7 protein-coding genes, 1 other RNA gene and 1 pseudogene are annotated in these 15,854 nt (G+C 71.4%); 6 read left to right on the top strand and 3 right to left on the bottom strand.

Features of this window, described 5'->3' with window-relative positions; all coding sequences use genetic code 11:
• The first annotated feature begins 40 nt into the window (after window positions 1-40).
• The 5 genes from ACFTZC_RS31750 (at window position 41) to ffs (ending at window position 8,784) form a co-directional block, all read left to right on the top strand.
• On the top strand, window positions 41-1,126 hold the full coding sequence (locus ACFTZC_RS31750) for a ketoacyl-ACP synthase III family protein (protein ID WP_382895550.1): 1,086 nt from the start codon (window positions 41-43) through the stop codon (window positions 1,124-1,126).
• Window positions 1,123-7,623: an SDR family NAD(P)-dependent oxidoreductase gene (locus ACFTZC_RS31745; RefSeq protein ID WP_382895549.1), complete on the top strand. Its 6,501-nt coding sequence runs from the start codon at window positions 1,123-1,125 to the stop codon at window positions 7,621-7,623. The genes ACFTZC_RS31750 and ACFTZC_RS31745 overlap by 4 nt, the downstream gene beginning before the upstream one ends.
• A 112-nt stretch (window positions 7,624-7,735) precedes the next feature.
• Complete coding sequence (locus ACFTZC_RS31740; protein ID WP_382895652.1) at window positions 7,736-8,092, top strand: HIT family protein; 357 nt, start codon at window positions 7,736-7,738, stop codon at window positions 8,090-8,092.
• The gene (locus tag ACFTZC_RS31735) at window positions 8,089-8,685 is read left to right on the top strand and encodes a nucleoside 2-deoxyribosyltransferase domain-containing protein (RefSeq protein ID WP_382895547.1); all 597 of its coding nucleotides are present in this window, start codon (window positions 8,089-8,091) and stop codon (window positions 8,683-8,685) included. Before ACFTZC_RS31740 ends, ACFTZC_RS31735 begins: the two co-directional genes overlap by 4 nt.
• 2 nt (window positions 8,686-8,687) lie before the next feature.
• An RNA gene (gene ffs, locus ACFTZC_RS31730) (signal recognition particle sRNA small type) lies at window positions 8,688-8,784 on the top strand.
• Between the two features lie 172 nt (window positions 8,785-8,956).
• Here ffs and ACFTZC_RS31725 read toward each other — a convergent pair.
• The 3 genes from ACFTZC_RS31725 to ACFTZC_RS31715 all read right to left on the bottom strand — a co-directional run bounded on the left by ACFTZC_RS31725 (window position 8,957) and on the right by ACFTZC_RS31715 (window position 14,941).
• A complete protein-coding gene (locus tag ACFTZC_RS31725; RefSeq protein WP_382895546.1) occupies window positions 8,957-10,900 on the bottom strand; it encodes an FHA domain-containing protein in 1,944 nt (647 codons plus the stop codon).
• Window positions 10,901-11,077: 177 nt separating this feature from the next.
• Window positions 11,078-12,946, bottom strand: a complete 1,869-nt coding sequence (locus ACFTZC_RS31720) for a serine/threonine-protein kinase (protein WP_382895544.1) — start codon at window positions 12,944-12,946, stop codon at window positions 11,078-11,080.
• Window positions 12,947-13,207: 261 nt separating this feature from the next.
• A complete protein-coding gene (locus ACFTZC_RS31715; RefSeq protein ID WP_382895543.1) occupies window positions 13,208-14,941 on the bottom strand; it encodes a hypothetical protein in 1,734 nt (577 codons plus the stop codon).
• A gap of 253 nt (window positions 14,942-15,194) precedes the next feature.
• On the opposite strand from ACFTZC_RS31715, the pseudogene ACFTZC_RS31710 reads away from it, so the two are divergent.
• Window positions 15,195-15,854: pseudogene (locus ACFTZC_RS31710) on the top strand (two-component sensor histidine kinase); the annotation flags it as partial.

Here is a 15,854-nt window from a genome sequence, read left to right as displayed (position 1 = left end):
CGCGAGGCGTGCCGCCCATACGTGTCACCGGGGCGTCGGCATGAGGCCGGCCAACGTGTTCCTCGCCGGTCTGGGCTGCTGGCTGCCGACCCCCTACGCGGCGTCCGAGGCGGTCGCGGCGGGCCTGTACGACGCCACGGTCTTCGCCGAGAGCGGCCTGCGCGGCGTGCTGGTGGCCGGGCCTGAGGCACCGCCCGACATGGCCGTCCGCGCCGCGCGGACCGCGCTCGGCCGCTCTCCGGGAGGGGCCGCCGCGATCGGTACGGTGCTGCACGGCTCGACGTTCTACCAGGGGCCCGAGATGTGGTCACCGTCCGCCTACATCATGCGGGAACTGGGCATCACGGGGGCCGGCGGCACCGAGATCCGCAACGGGTGCAACAGCATGCTCACCGGCGTCGAAGTGGCCGCCGGCCTGCTGCCGTACCAGCCGGACAGCCGACCGGACATCCTCCTGACCACGGCGGACAACTTCAACTCGCCGTTGATCAACCGGTGGGACAGCGGGCCGATGGGCGTGATCGCCGCCGACGCGGCCAGCTCCGTCGTGATCAGCCCGACCGGCGGCTTCGCCCGTGTCGACGCCGTCGTCTCCCGGGTCTATCCGGAGTTCGAGGCGATGGCGCGCGGCGACGAACCGCTGTTTCCCCCCACGGGATCAACGGGCCGGCGGATCGACACCGTGGAGCGCGCCCAGCAGTTCAACGAGCGGGTGCGTGAGGTCGGTGGGACGAGCGTCGCCGACGGCCTGGCGAAAGCCTGCTCCGACACGGCACTCGCCGCCCTGGACACGGCCGGGATCAAACCCTCCGACCTGCGCTGGGTCCTGGTGCCCAACGGCGACGAGGCGACCACCCGGAACTGTGTCATGGACCCGCTCGGGCTGGACGTGTCCCGGTCGCAGTGGGAGTTCGGCTGCGGGATCGGGCACGCCTCGGCCAGCGACCAGTTCATCGCCCTCGACCATCTGCTGCGCACCGGCCGGCTCGACGCCGGCGACCATGTCCTGCTGTTCGGCGGCGCGCCGGGCTGGTCGGCCGTGGCGGTGGTCCTCACCCTCTGCGCACCGCCGTCCTGGAGCCGGAGTGCGACGGGGCCGACGACGCAGACAGGAGGTGCCGTGTGACGGCGCAGCAGCAGGACCCGGCCGCCCCGCGGCCGATCGCCATCGTGGGGATGGCGTGCGAGTTCCCGGGCGCGCGCGACGTACAGGCGTTCTGGAGGATGCAGCTCGACGGGGTCGATGCCACGTCGGACGTCCCGGCCGACCGCTTCCCCGTCGATGTGTTCCACGATCCCCGCCCGCGGACGCCCGGACGGATCGTCAGCCGCCGCGGCGGCTTCCTGCGCGACATCCGGGGTTTCGACGCCCCGTACTTCGGCATCTCCGGCCGCGAGGCGAGCCATATGGACCCGCAGCAGCGGCTGCTCCTGCAGACCGCCGCGGCGGCCGTGCGGGACGCCGGCCTGACGCCGGACCGGCTCGCGGGGAGCCCGACCGCCGTCGTCGTCGGGCAGCGTACCGCCGAATACTGGGATCTGCTGCGGGCCGCCGGGGCACTGGACATCTACGCCAACACCGGCACGTCGCGCAGCGTCCTGTCCGGCCGGCTGTCGTTCTTCTTCGATCTGCGTGGCCCGAGCACCTCGGTCGACACCGCCTGCTCGTCCTCGCTGGTGGCGGTGGATCAGGCGTGCGCCGCGCTGCGCGGCGGGGAGGCGACCCTCGCCCTGGCCGCGGGGGTCAACCTGGTGATCACACCGGAGGAGAGCATCTCGTTCTCCCAGGCGGACATGTTGTCCGCGGACGGCCGGTGCAAGTTCGGCGCGGCCGGGGCCGACGGCTTCGTGCGCAGCGACGGCGTCGGTGTCGTCGTTCTCAAGACGCTGGCGCGGGCCGAGGCGGACGGCGACCGGATCCACGCGGTCATCCACGGTTCGGCGGTCGAGAACGAGGGCCGCAGCAGCGGATATCTGATGACCCCGTCGGGGACCGCGCAGATCGACGCGATGCGGCACGCCTGCTCCCGCGCCGGTGTCGCCCCGCGGGACGTCGGCTTCGTGGAGGCGCACGGCACCGGTACGCCCACCGGCGACCCGATCGAACTGCGCAGTCTGGACGCGGTGTACGGCACCGGCGCCGACCGCCCGGCCGGGGACCCCGTGCTGGTCGGTTCCGTGAAGACGAACATCGGACACACCGAGGCGGCCGCCGGCATCGCGGGGCTCATCAGGGCCGCGCTGTGCGTGTCGCACGGCGTCGTCCCGCCCAGTCTGCACAGCGGCCGGCTGACCGAGGCGGTGGACTGGGGCAGCATGGCCCTGGAGATCCCGCAGGCGGTCCGGGAGTGGGGCCGGGACGGCGCCCCGCGGTACGCCGCCGTCAGCTCGTTCGGCATCTCCGGCACCAACGCCCATGTCGTCCTCGGCGAGCACCGGCCCGCGGCCGTACCACCACCACCGGCCGGCGAGCCGCGGCCGTACCTGCTCGCCCTGTCCGCCCGGACGCCCGCCGCGCTGGGTGAACTCGCCGCCTCGTACGCGGAGTTCCTCGGGCCGGACGGGGCGGGCCGCCGGCACGCGTTACGTGACGTCAGCTTCAGCACACTGACCCGCAGCGCCCATGACCGGCACCGCATGACCGTACTCGCGACGGAGCACGACCAGGCCGTCCGGCAGCTGCGCGAGGGCCGGCCGATCGTCGCCGCCGCGGCGGGCGCGCGGTGGCGGACCGTTTTCGTGTTCCCCGGGCAGGGCTCCCAGTGGTCCGGGATGGGACGCCGGCTCCTGCGTACCTCGCCGGTCTTCCGGGAGACGGTCGAGGAGTGCGACCGGCATGTCCGGGCCGAGCGCGGCTGGTCGGTGATCGAGCGGCTGACCGCCGACGACGACGGGGCGGACCTGCCGATCGACGTGGTGCAACCACTGCTGTGGGCGGTCGAGGTCGGGCTGGCCGCGCTGTGGCGGTCCTGGGGTGTCGTCCCCGACGTCATGATCGGTCACAGCATGGGCGAGGTCGCCGCCGCCTGCGCCGCGGGCGCGCTCAGCCTGGCCGACGGCGCGGCGGTGATCTGCCGGCGCAGCGCGCTGCTCAGGGAGATCGCCGGCGCCGGGTCCATGGCCGCGGTCGATCTGCCCGCCGACGAGCTGCGGCGGGAGCTCGCGGATGTGCCGGACGTCGACGTCGCGGTGAGCAACGCCCCCCGGCGCAGCATCATCTCGGGCCGGACTCCGACGGTGGAGAAGGTGCTGGCCGCGCTGGCCGAGCGGGATGTCTTCACCCGGACCGTCAAGGTGGACGTGGCCTCGCACAGCAGTCAGGTGGACCCGCTGCTGGACGCGCTGCGCGCCGCCCTGGAGTCGGTCCGGCCCCGCGAGGGTGAGGTACCGCTGCGCTCGACGGTGACCGGGGAGCTGCTGACCGGTGCGGAGCTGGACGCCGGCTACTGGGTGCGCAACCTCCGCGACGAGGTCCGCTTCCACGCGGCCGTCGACGCCGAGACCACCTGTTCCGAGACGGTGGCCGTCGTCGAGATCAGCCCGCACCCGATCCTCGGCGGCGCGGTGAAGGAGTGCCTGCCCGCGGAGCGCGCCGACGACGTCGTGGTGCGGTCGCTGCTGCGCGACACCGACGAACTGACCACGCTGCTGACCTCCGTCGGCATGCTGCACCAGGCCGGATACCCGGTGCGGTACGACGCGCTGTTCGACGGCCCGGCCGCCTATGTGGGGCTGCCCTCCTACCCCTGGCAGCGCGCCGAGTTCTGGTTCGAGCCGATCACCGGAACGCCCGGCCCGGGGACCACGACGGCCGCCCCCGCCGTCCCGGAAAGGCATCCGCTGCTCGGCGCGTACACCGTCCTCGACGACGGCGCGCACCGCTGGGAGGGGCCCGTCGACCTGGAACGCAACGGTTACCTCCTGGACCACCAGGTGCAGGGGCTGGTCATTCTGCCCGGCACGGCGTACCTGGAACTGGCGGTGGCCGCCGCCACAAGGACCGTCGGCGCCGAGGTCGTCGTCGAGCACGTCCACTACGACAAGGCGCTCTTCCTCACCGCCGAGGCCCCGCCGTCGCTGCGGGTGACGCTGCGGCCGGCCGGGCGGGGGTGGGCCTTCGACGTCGCCACCGCCGACGGCGCCGGATGGACCCGCCATGCGCACGGCCGGGTCGAAGAGGCAGTGGCCGGCGCGCGCATGCTCGAACTCCCCGAGGACACCCCCCGGCAGATCGCCGCACGCGTCCAGGACCACTTCACCGGCGCCGAGTTCTACCGCCGGTTCGCGGCCCGCGGCAACGACTGGCACGGCGTCTTCCGGGGCATCGGGCAGGTGTGGCGCGGCGACGGCGAGGCGCTGGCCGAGATCGCCGTCCCGGCCGCTCTCCCCGGCTACGAGCGCCACCACGTGCACCCGGCGGTCCTCGACGCCTGCGGACAGGTCCTCGCGGCCACCCTGCCCGACTCGGACGTGCCCGGCGAGCAGCATGCCTTCGTCCTGGGTTCCCTCGACGCGTTCCGCCGGTACGGGCCGCTGACCGGGACCCTGTACAGCCACGCGGTGCGGCGCGAACTGACGGCCGAGTCGTTCAGCGGTGACGTCGTCGTCCGGGACGAACGGGGCACGCTGCTGGCCGAGTTCCGCGGCCTGCGGATCCGCTGGCTCCTGCGCCGGGAGCAGCCCGGCCGGACCGCCGACTGGCTCTACCGGCCGCGGTGGCTGCCGGCCGCCGTACCCGGGGCGCTGCCGGAACCGGCCGTCGGCTCCTGGCTGGTCTTCGAGGACGAGGACTTCGGGCCGCGGCTCGCCCCGGCGCACGGTGCGCGGATCGCCGTACGGCCCGGGGAGCGGTACGAGCGGGCCGGCGACGGGTCGTACCGCATCGACCCGTCCCGTCGCGACGACTACGTCCGGCTGCTGTACGAGGCCGGCCGTGACCGCCCCGGGGGCGTCGCCGCCGTGGTGCACCTGTGGAGCATGCGCGCGGCCCCTCCGGTGGCGGCGGTGCCGCTGGGCCTCGGCAGCGCGCTGCTGCTGGAGCAGGCGTTGTCCATGACGCGGTGGGACGGCCCGCTGCCCCGGCTCGTGCTCGTCACCCGGGGCGCCGAGACGGTCGTGACGACGGACGGGGCACCGGATCCGGAGCAGTACGCCGTGTGGGGCTTCGGGCGTACGGCGGCGAGCGAGCTGTCCGTCGTCCGGCACACCCTCGTCGATCTGGACCCGGCCCGTGGTGCGGAACAGACGGAGGCGCTGGCCCGGGAGATCGCGACCGCCTGCGGGGGCGAGGACCGGACCGCTGCTGCCGGCGAGGACCAGATCGCGTGGCGGGCGGGCGAGCGGTACGTCCTGCGGCTGCGCCGTACGTCACCGGAGAGCGGTGCCGATGACATCACCGAGATCGTGCCGGCCCGCGACCCCGGCGCGGGCCCGGTGCGCGCGGTGGCCGCGGCGCGGCCCCCGGCCGCCGACGAGGTGCAGATCGCCTCGGCGTACGGCGGCGTCGGATTCCGCGACGCGCGGCGAGCGGCCGGGGGCCGTCCGGACCGGGACGACGACGACCGGCCGGGCCAGGAGACCTCCGGCGTGGTGACGGCCATCGGTGCCGACGTAAGGGGGCTGGCCGTGGGCGACCGCGTGGTCGCCGTCGCCCGCCCCGGGCCGGCCACACGGGTCCTCGCCGATCGCCGGCTGACCCACCGCCTGCCCGACGGGCTCGGGCTCGCCGAGGCCGCCACCGTACCGATCCCCTATCTGACCGCCTGGTACGGCCTGATGGAGCTGGCCGCGCTCCGCGCAGGGGAGAAGGTCCTCATCCACTCGGCCACGGGCGGCATCGGGCTCGCCGCGATCCAGGTGGCCCGGCGGTGCGGCGCCGAGATCTTCGCCACCGCGGGCAGCGAGCGGCGGCGGGCCCTGTTGCGCACCATGGGCGTCACCCATGTCGCCGACTCCCGGGGCGACTTCGCGGGCCCGCTGCTGGCCGGGACCCGGGGCACCGGGATGGACGTCATCCTCAACTCGCTGCCCGGGGCGGCCGTCGAGCAGAACCTCGGCATGCTCGCACCGTACGGGCGCTACGTGGAGCTGGCCGAGCCGGACCCGGCGGACGGCCGACCGGCCGGTCCCAGTGGCCTGCCGCGCAACAGTTCCTTCCAGGTCCTCGACATCGCCGCCTTCTGCCGCGAGCGTCCGGAGCGGGCCGGGGCACTGCTCGGCCGCGTGCTGCGCCTGATCGCGGCCGGCGAACTCGCGCCGCTGCCGGCCGAGGTGTACCCACTGGACGCCGTCGGCCAGGCGTTCGACGACCTGCTGGGGGCCCGGCACATCGGCCGGGTGCTCATCGACCTGCGGACCACCGCCCCGGCGGTCCCGCCGGCGCCCGAGCCGACCCGGATGCGGCCGGACGCCACCTATCTCGTGACCGGCGGCGCGGGCGGCATCGGCTCCGGACTGGCCCACTGGCTCGTCGCGCGGGGCGCCCGGCACCTGCTGCTCACGGGCCGCACGGTGCCCGGTGCGGCCTCGCCGTCGGGAGATGACATCGCCGGCCTGCTGGAGGAACTGCGAGGCCAGGACGTCGAGGTGCAGTATGCCCCGGTGGACGCGGCGGACCAGCGGTCGATGCGCCGACTGGTCGAGCACCGCCGCGCCGCCGGACATCCGGCGGTCCGGGGCGTCTTCCACACCGCCGGTGTGTTCCTGTACAAGCCGATCGGCGACACCACCCTGCGGGACCTGCACACCGTACTGAGGCCGAAGGTCGAGGGCGCCCGCGCCCTCGACCGTCTCTTCGAGGACGGCCTCGACCACTTCGTCCTGTTCTCCTCCGGGAACGCCCTGCTCGCCTCGCCCCACGTCGCGGCGGCCGCCGCGGCCAACGCGGGCCTCGACGCGATCGCCCGCGGCCGCCGCAGCCGCGGCCGGGCGGCGCTCTCCGTGAACTGGGGCTTCTGGACCGACCGGGGCATGGCCGCGCGGGCGGGTACCGATCTTGGACGGAACCTGATCCCCCGGGGCATGACCGGGTTCACCGCGGAGGCGGGGTTCGAGATACTGGACCACCTGCTGGCGACGGGCGCCGAGGACACCGTCGTCATGCCGGTGGACTGGGCACAGTGGCGGGCCGCGTACCCGGTAGCGGCCGCGTCCCCGTTCCTGCGGGACGTCGTCGACGACACACCCGCGCCCCGTGTCCTCACGGCCCCGCCCGCTCTCCCGACGACGTCGTGGACCGGATCGGGGACAGGGTCGGGGACCGGGCGGGCGGCAACCGACGAGGCGGACCGCACGACCGGTACGGACCGAACGACGGGTGCGGATCGGGCGGCCGGTACGGACCGCACGACCGGTACGGTGGCACCGTCCGCGGACCGGGCGGAGCTGTTCCGGGCCGGGGTCGCCGCCATCCTGCGCGTCGACTCCGGGCACCTCGACCCGAACCTGGATCTGACCAGCCAGGGACTCGACTCGCTGATGGCGGCTCAGCTGCGGCAGGAGGTGCAGCGCTCGCACGGGGTGCTGCTGCCGGTCGGCAAGATCCTCAGCCGGGCCACGCTGCGTGAGCTGACGGACCACCTGCTCGACGCGGCCCGACCGGAGGGGAAGAGAGTGGTGGGGTGATGAGGTGACCGCAGGAGAAATAGCGGGCGCGGCAGCCGATTCGGCCCGCGCACGGCCCCACCCCGACCAGGAACAGGAGAACCCCACCATCTCTGATCAGCCCTCACCATGCGTGTTCTGCGCCATCGCAGCCGGGGAAGCACCAGCCACCTTCGTGAGGGAGTGGCCGGACGTGATCGCCATCCGGCCGCTGGGCGGGGTGAACGAGGGCCACGCCCTGGTCATCCCCCGTGCCCACGTCACGGACGCAGGCGTCGACTTCGCGGTCTCCGCCCGTACGATGGCCTGTGCCGCCGAGCTGATGGCCGAACACCAGGACGCGAACATCATCACGTCGAAGGGCTCCGCGGCGACGCAGAGCGTCTTCCACCTCCACTTGCACGTGGTGCCTCGCGAGGCCGGCGACGGCCTGCCCTTGCCATGGACACCTCGGCAGGAGGCCGCACAGAAGGCCGGAGGCACTCGGTGACGAGCGACAACCTCACCATCGTCTTCGCCCGCGAGCCCATCCCGGCCTCCGGCCCGAAGGTCTTCCTCGCCGGTCCCACTCCACGTGCCGACGACGTCGAGTCCTGGCGGCCCTCCGCCATCAGGGAACTTTCCGCTCAGTGGGCCGGCGAGCAGCCGCTGACCGTGCTCACCCCCGAGTCCAGGGGAGGAAGGTACGCCCAGCACTACGACGACCAGGTCGGCTGGGAGACCGATGCCCGCGCCGCCGCCGACGCCATCCTCTTCTGGATCCCCCGAGACCTGCGCACCCTGCCGGGCTTCACCACCAACGTCGAGTTCGGGCTCGACGTTGCCACCGGCCGTGCGGTCCTGGGCTGCCCGCCGACCTGTCCCAACCCCGAACGCAACCGTTACCTGATCTACGTCGCCGAGCGCCACGGCGTCCCGGTGCTCGACACGCTCGCCGAGACCGTAACTGCCGCTCTGGACATCATCGTTGCCCACCCGCCGGTCGATACGGACCTGCACCGACCATCCGTGGGTTCCGACCCCAGGGGCGGCTCGGAAGCCCGGTCCACGGTCCTCCCGGAAGCCACCGATCAGGTACAGTAGCGGCTGGCCCCTCACGTGGCGCCACCTGACTGAACTCCCCCAGAGCCTGCCGGCAGCAAGGGTAGGTCGGCTCTGGCGGGTACGTGGGGGGTTCTGTGTTTCCGTGATGTTGTCAGTGGCCGCGCGCGAGCTGCGCCTCGGCTGCGCCGCGGGACAGCGGCGAAGGGGGCGGTACGGCGGTGTGCCTCCCGGCTGCGAGGATGCCTGCACTTCCGGTGCCCCGGACGCGCCGTTCAGCGCGCTTCCCGGGGCACCGGAGGAGACGCCGATGTCAAGCGGGGTTCAAGGTGTTCGACTCCGGGGAGCCCGACCGGGGTGCGAGGGTGCGCGGGTCGGCGGGGACGTAGACGGGTGCGTCGGTCTGGTAGAAAAGATCGATGTCGGCCTCCTCGCCTCCGACGATCAGTGTGTCCCAGGCGCCGCTGGCCTGCAGCGTCCGCAAGGTCGCCGGTGCGAGAGCGGAGAGATGGTCGCGCAGCTCCTGATCGGTGGGCATGCCGGGAAGGCGGGACGCGAGGCGATCACGAATCGCCTGCATGCGCTCCAACAGGGCTTCCAGGTCGGGCTGTTCCGCCGAGGAGTCGGCGACAGGACCGGGTGCCGCCTGCTGCTCCGTGCTCCGGGCGATGACGTCCTTGATGGCGTGCGAGGCGCCCTGCTCGTCGGTGGTGACCATGGCGTTCCAGGCGCGGCTCTTGTGGCGGTACTGGAGCATGGACATCGCGGCCTCGTGCCGGATGAAGTCGGCATCGCGCAACGGTCGGCCCTGCCAGGTGCGGCTGAGTGAGCGGGCCAGTGAAGTCGCCGAGGCGATACCGCTGTTGAGGCCGCGGCCGGGCCAGAAGTGGATGGCGTTGGCCGCGTCGCCCAGCAGGAAGCCGTAGGTCCCTGGGCTGCTCGACGTGGGACTGTGGAGCTGGGCGGTGAAGCGGGGGCGCTGCACCATGTCCAGCCTGAACGACGTGATCGCGCTGAGGTCGTCCTCGGCCACACCGAACAGCTTGAGACCTTCCCGGATCCGCTTCCACAGGGGCGAGCCGCGCAGCAGGGCAGGCAGGAAGAGCGTGCCGTGGGTGGGACAGACGAACTCGTTGTCCTCATGACGGCCCATCACACAGGGGCGTGCGGCGATGCATTCCTCGAAGACCTGACGGACGGGATCGATACCGATCACGTTCTTGGTCTCCTCGCGCGTGAGCCTCATGTTCAGGAAGCCCTCGCCGTGCAGCGAGTTGAGCAGGAACCTGTTCTGCGAGACGGTCAGCAGGACACTCATCGGGTCGCTGAGCGGTGACTTGACCTTCAGTCCCAGCACCACGTCCTGGAGGTGTTCGCCGTCGAGGGAGTACACGGAGGCGTCGGCCGCACCGAAACGGTCACCGTAGTACTCGCGCGTGCGGGATCGTCCGCCGTCACAGATGGCCAGGACGTGCTGGGAGGAGAGCCGGTGTTCGTCCTCCTGCGGGTCGAACCGCTTCGGCACGAGCCGGATGGACGGCTTGGTGTTGGCCAGCTTCAGCAGCCGGTCCTCGACAGAGGCGATCGGAATGTTGCGCGGGGGTCTGCCGTCGACCGAGTCCGGCCCGACGGGCCACATCTCCGAGAAGCCGCCCGAGTCGAAGAGCGCGGACTGCATCTCCTCGGTCAGAGCCAGGTACTGCCTGCTCTGGATGGTCACGACCTGCTGCCGGCGGACGTTGCCGTGCGACGCGTCCTTCCACACCACGGTCGAGCCGGACGTCAGCCAACGCCCGTCGTGGACGGTGATGCTCACACGCCCCTCCAGCGCGCTCTCCAGCATCAGGGCGAAGGCCAGACCGACCGGGCCGCCGCCGACGACCGTGACACGCAGATCGTCCGGGTTCGCCGGGGCGCTCGACCGGGGCAGGTCGATCTGGGAGACATCGAAGACCGTCTCCATGGCCTCCTGTGTCTCGAACACGAAGGTCTCGTCCCCGATCCGGATGACGTCACCCGGGCTCAGGACATGCCGTGCGACGCGCCGTTCGTTGACGTAGGTGCCGTTTCTGCTGTCGCGGTCGTGCAGGACGCGTGCGTCACCCTCCACCACGATCTCGGCGTGCAGACGGGAGGCGCTGGTGCTGACGATGATCACATCGTTGTCGCTCTTGCGTCCGAACCGCAGAGGTGCGGTGCCCAGAACCACACTCTGACCGGTGAAGGGACCTGTGCGTCCCACGATGACCGACGTCACTCGTACTCCTTGGATACATGCTGTGGTGCCTGGGTGGGCCCCGCGCGACGCGGCGGCTCCGGGGTAGGACGAGATGACCCGCCGGCCGAATGCCCCCGAGGCGCGATCGGTTCGACGGGTCCTGGCTTCCAGGACGGAAGGGACCTGACGGTCCGGGAGCGGGCTGCTCCCGGACCGTCACTGGCAAGTGATGGAGAACGGGACCGTGTCGGACACGGTCTGGGTGGATGCCTTGAACTCCACACCCATGGCGGTCGACAGCGTCCCCGCCTCCGCCCAGGTCGTCACACGCACCGTCTCCTGATGGGTGCGCGGACCGCCCTCCACGAACGACAGCGCACGCCAGGTGCGGTCGACCACCTGCCCTCCCGTCGACACCCATCGGTAGGTGAACCGCGCGGGCAGTTCCGTCGCCTCGAAGGTGGCGGTGAAGGACGGGGCCTGCCCCTCGGGCGTCGGGCAACTGCCCGCGTACGTCAGGTTCTCTCCGGTGACCGACACCTTGACCGGCAGATCGGCCGCCGTGGCCGTTTCATCGCTTCCCGCGACGGTGTCCGGATTCTGTGGTGAGGGGGAGCCGGAACCCGCCGTGGGCACCCCGTTGTCCCCCTGATCCGTGTCCCCGCTCGTCAGGGCGTACCCGAGCCCGCCCAGCAGCAGGACGAGGGCGCTTCCCGCCGCCACCAGGGCGTACAGGGTGCGCCGGCTGCGTTGTGGCGTACCGGGCGGCGTGGCGGCCGCGGTCGCGGGCGCGGGCATCGCGGCGGTGGAGGCCATGGGTGCGGCGACGGGGTGGGGCGGCGGCCCCTGCGGTGCGACCGGGGGCGGGGAGACGGCTGCCGGGGAAGACGCCACCGGGGGCGGGGAGACGGCTGCCGGAGGAGATGCGGCCGTGGGCGTGTGAGCGACGGTGGCCGGAGCGGTTGGGGCCGGAGCGGTTGAGGCCGATGTCCCGCCGGTCCCGGCCGATGTCCCGGTCGGCGCGTCAGTGCGTGTCTCGGTGGTGACGGTGGGTACGTCCGTGGTGGCCGTCTCCACATCGTCGTGGGACTGCGTGGGTGCGTCGGTGCCCACGCCCTCCGTCGGCAGATCGACGGTGTCCGTCGCCGTGAGGTCGGCCCCCGGCGTACCGCCCGCGGCCACGAGCCGCAGGTCCTCCGCCGTCCGCGCGAGCGAGGTCCGTTGGTCCGGGTCCTTGCGCAACAGGCCCTCGATGACGGGGACGAGCGCTCCGGCCCGGTGCGGGACGGACGGTTCGTCGTCGACGACGGCGCGCAGGGTGGTCAGGGCGCTGCTGTGCCGGAAGGGCGAACGGCCCTGGACGGCGGCGTAGAGCAGCACGCCGAGGGACCACAGGTCCGAGGCGGGGCCCGGCATGCGGCCCAGTGCCCGTTCCGGGGCGAGGTACTCGGGGGATCCGACGACCTCACCGGTCATCGTCAGGGCCGAGTCCCCCTGGATCACGGCGATCCCGAAGTCGCTGAGAACGACCCGGCCGTCGTCGGCGAGCAGGACATTGGCCGGCTTTACGTCACGGTGCAGCACCCCGGCCTCGTGTGCGGCCTGGAGCGCGGCCAGGACCTCCGCGCCGATCCGCGCGGCCTCCCGCGGTGCCAGCGCACCCTCCGCCTGCAACCGGTCGGCGAGTGACCGGCCGCGCACCAGCTCCATCACGATCCACGGGCGGCCCTCGTCGTTGACCACGTCATGGACGGTGATCACGTTGCGGGCGGTGACGCGCGCCGCGGCCCACGCCTCGCGCTCCAGCCGCGTGTACAGACGCTCCACCTTGGCACTGGGCAGCCCGGCCGGAGCCCGGACCTCCTTGACGGCGACCTCCCGGTGCAGCACCTCGTCGCGGGCGCGCCACACGGTGCCCATGCCGCCTTCCCCGAGAGGGGCGAGCAGACGGTAGCGGCCGGCCACGACCCGGTCAGTGCTCCTGCCCGGGGATGCGATGTCCTCGGGCCGAGCCGGGACTTCCCGCCCCTGATCCTCGGGAACGGGCGGATCCGCCCGGACGTCTCCCGCCTGATCGGATGTCATTGCTCCGCCACTCCTGTTCTCCCCTGCTCGCGAGGGCCCCCGACGCCGGTGGACCAGCCATCCCCCATGCGTCGTGACACTCCCGCTCCCCATCGCATGACCGTCAACTGTCCTACGGCAAGGGCCTGTTGGTTTTGGTAGCTTAACAACGGATCCGGTGGACGCGGCTGCCGGTCTCGCCGCCGGCACCCCGTGCCGCCCCGGAGAACACGAACCGCCGCCTCGACGAGCGAGCGTGGCCACCGTCAAAGGTTTCTCTCGTCAGCAGTTCCTCTGCCAAGGCACCGCATAGGAGCTGCCGACTTCATACACCCCTGGCGTGGAAACTTTGAAACGGGTCCAGTCACCGTCACGCTCGACACAACCAGCGCTGGTGCGCAACCAGGGGGAATACGGGATACGCAACTTCACCATGCCAGGTTCGGGAACTCGTACCGTCATGCTCGCATTGTCGCTGCTGACGACCGACGCGTCCGCACCTGAGACAATTGACCTGGCACCCTTCACCCGATAAATCCGCCACTGGGAGTCACGCCATACCGGCTCCAGCCAGCTCGGCCCGCTGCGAACGAGCGCGGCTTCGTCTTGTGCCGCCCAGTCGGGCTCACCCTCCGGCAGGACGACATAACCCACCGCCCACTTGTCGAGCCATGCGCGATATTCCCCGATCGTGAACCGGTTCTCGTAGAAAAGGCCCCCACGTTCCACATCGAGCTGACGATTCCACCCCCGCGCCAGATTCACGTGAGGACCGAGCACGGTGGTTTCGCGATGATTGACAGCAGGCACCACCTCCACACGCGTACGGTCCGCGTGCAAACGGTCGAGCGCTTTCAGTACACCGTGCGGGCGGGACGCCCATGACGGCACAGGTGTCGACATATTGAGCACATGGACAGCGTGTGCCGTCACCCACTGCACAGAAAGAGCGAGGGAAAGCCCGACGGCCACCCCTGACACCATTCGAACGCCGCGCTCAAGTAGCACGCAGAGAAGCAACGGAGGCCCGAACAGTTCAGCGAGACGGATTACGTTGGAACCGACAGGCGAAGAAATCAGCCCGGTCAGAACCACACCTGACGCATAAACCGCGGAGCCGAAACGCAGAGTCCTCCACTCCCGTGGCGCCAGCAGCGCCAGAACGATTCCGAAGAGGGTCGGCTTCCACATATCGCCCATCGCCATGGGCATGACGCCACTGAAAGGAAAGAGCAAGGTCGTCAAGGCGACCACTGCCACGGGCGGTGCACAGACAGCGGCAGCTCTTCCCATGTCCCGGTTCAAGAGCCACCCTGCCCCAAGAACCAGGAGGAACAGCCCTGCGACGGGACTGGCCAGAGTCGCCAGGGCACTGAACGCCGATGCCAGGACCAAGCGTCGACTGGAACCTGCCAGGCAGAGACAGGACACCAGTGCCAGAGCCACGCCCAGCGCGAAAGTCGAGCGCCCCGAGGCGACATTCGCCCAGAGGGACAGGACCGCCAGGAGTGCAGGCCACAGCGGACGGCTCACCCCGCTGCGCACGAACACACGCCCCACGAACCACGAGGCGATGATTCCCGCCCCCGCGGTGACAGTCCGCACACCGAGAAGAGCCATCAACTGCGGTGCGATGACACTGTAGTTCCCGACATGGATGCCCCCGTACCAGCCCAGACTGTAAGGGGAACCGGGGTGCCGGGAGACGAAATCCGCCCAGGAAATCTGTGCGGCGAGATCACCGCCGCCTGTTGCCAGATACGCGGCCCATACCGCGTACAGCGGCAGGGCTACGGCGGTGGCCGCAATGGGGACGTAATGTTGGCGCCAGTGCCTACGCGCCCACGCGAATCTGCCGGCATGAACACTAGCTACAGGCAGTTGGACATCTACAGGCAGTTGGGCCGCCGAGACGGAGGGAGGCGATCGCCGTCCGTTCAGCATTTCCCGCAGAACTCTTGTGGTTTTTACCGGCGCCTGGTGTTCGCCGACGGAGCCACGTTCATCAACGGACATCGGCGACAGGGCCTTTCAGCAGTGGCGAAGACACTCCGCCAGCGTGCCCGGCCCTCGCTGACCGGTTGCTGACCCAACCTGACCGGCCGATCAGGAAGGCGGGCCGGCAATGTGCGAGGCTGCACCGCATGCGCATCCTGGTGGTCGAAGACGAGGTGGACCTCGTGCACACCCTGCACACCGGTGGACGGCGCGTTCCAGCGGCAGTCCCTGCAGACCGTACGGAGTACCGGCTACCGGCCGGTGGACGACCGTGAACGCGACTGAGCCACGACTCCGCTGGTGGCCGCGTTCGGTACGGGTCCGCACGGCCCTGGCCACCGCCTCGGCCGCCGCCGTCATCCTGGCCGGCATCGGATGGTGGCTGCACCACGACGTCTACCGCCAGAGCACGCAGATCGCCGAAAACCGAGCCCGACCACAACTCTTCGCTCTCGTCGATCAGTTGAACGAGGGTATGGTTCCCGTTCGCACAAGCTCCGTGCCGTACGAGGTCGTCGCGACCGGTCGAAGCAGCGCTGTCGCCTTCGGCGGTGGCATGGAGGAATTCGATCCCGGCACCCGCCATGTGCTGCCCGCCCCGACGAAGGGCGAGATGCCCGCCCCGCCGGATGACGGGCCGGACTGGGGCTATACGACCTATCCCCTGCGCATACCGGGGCGCCACGACGCCGAGCCCTGGGACCTGTTCGGCAAGGACGGGGGAACCTACCTGGTCATGTACGACGACATCAGGGCCGATGAACTGAGCGGCGACCAGGTCGCCGCTCTGGGTGTCGCCTCCGACGCCACACTGCGGGTCTATGTGGTGGTGCTCACGCACACAGCCGAGGCGATCACCGAGACCATCGACCGCCTGCTGCTGCGGGCCGGACTCGTCAGCCTCGTACTGATCGCGGCCGCCGCCTACTTC

This window comes from Streptomyces sp. NPDC056987 (assembly GCF_042673865.1).
Classification (GTDB): domain Bacteria; phylum Actinomycetota; class Actinomycetes; order Streptomycetales; family Streptomycetaceae; genus Streptomyces.
This window is presented reverse-complemented; position numbering and strand designations above follow the sequence as displayed.

Coding starts and splice junctions, on each gene's coding strand:
- ACFTZC_RS31750 (WP_382895550.1), top strand. CDS start 41: ATGAGGCCGGCCAACGTGTTCCTCGCCGGTCTGGGCTGCTGGCTGCCG.
- ACFTZC_RS31720 (WP_382895544.1), bottom strand. CDS start 12,946: ATGACATCCGATCAGGCGGGAGACGTCCGGGCGGATCCGCCCGTTCCC.
- ACFTZC_RS31715 (WP_382895543.1), bottom strand. CDS start 14,941: ATGTCCGTTGATGAACGTGGCTCCGTCGGCGAACACCAGGCGCCGGTA.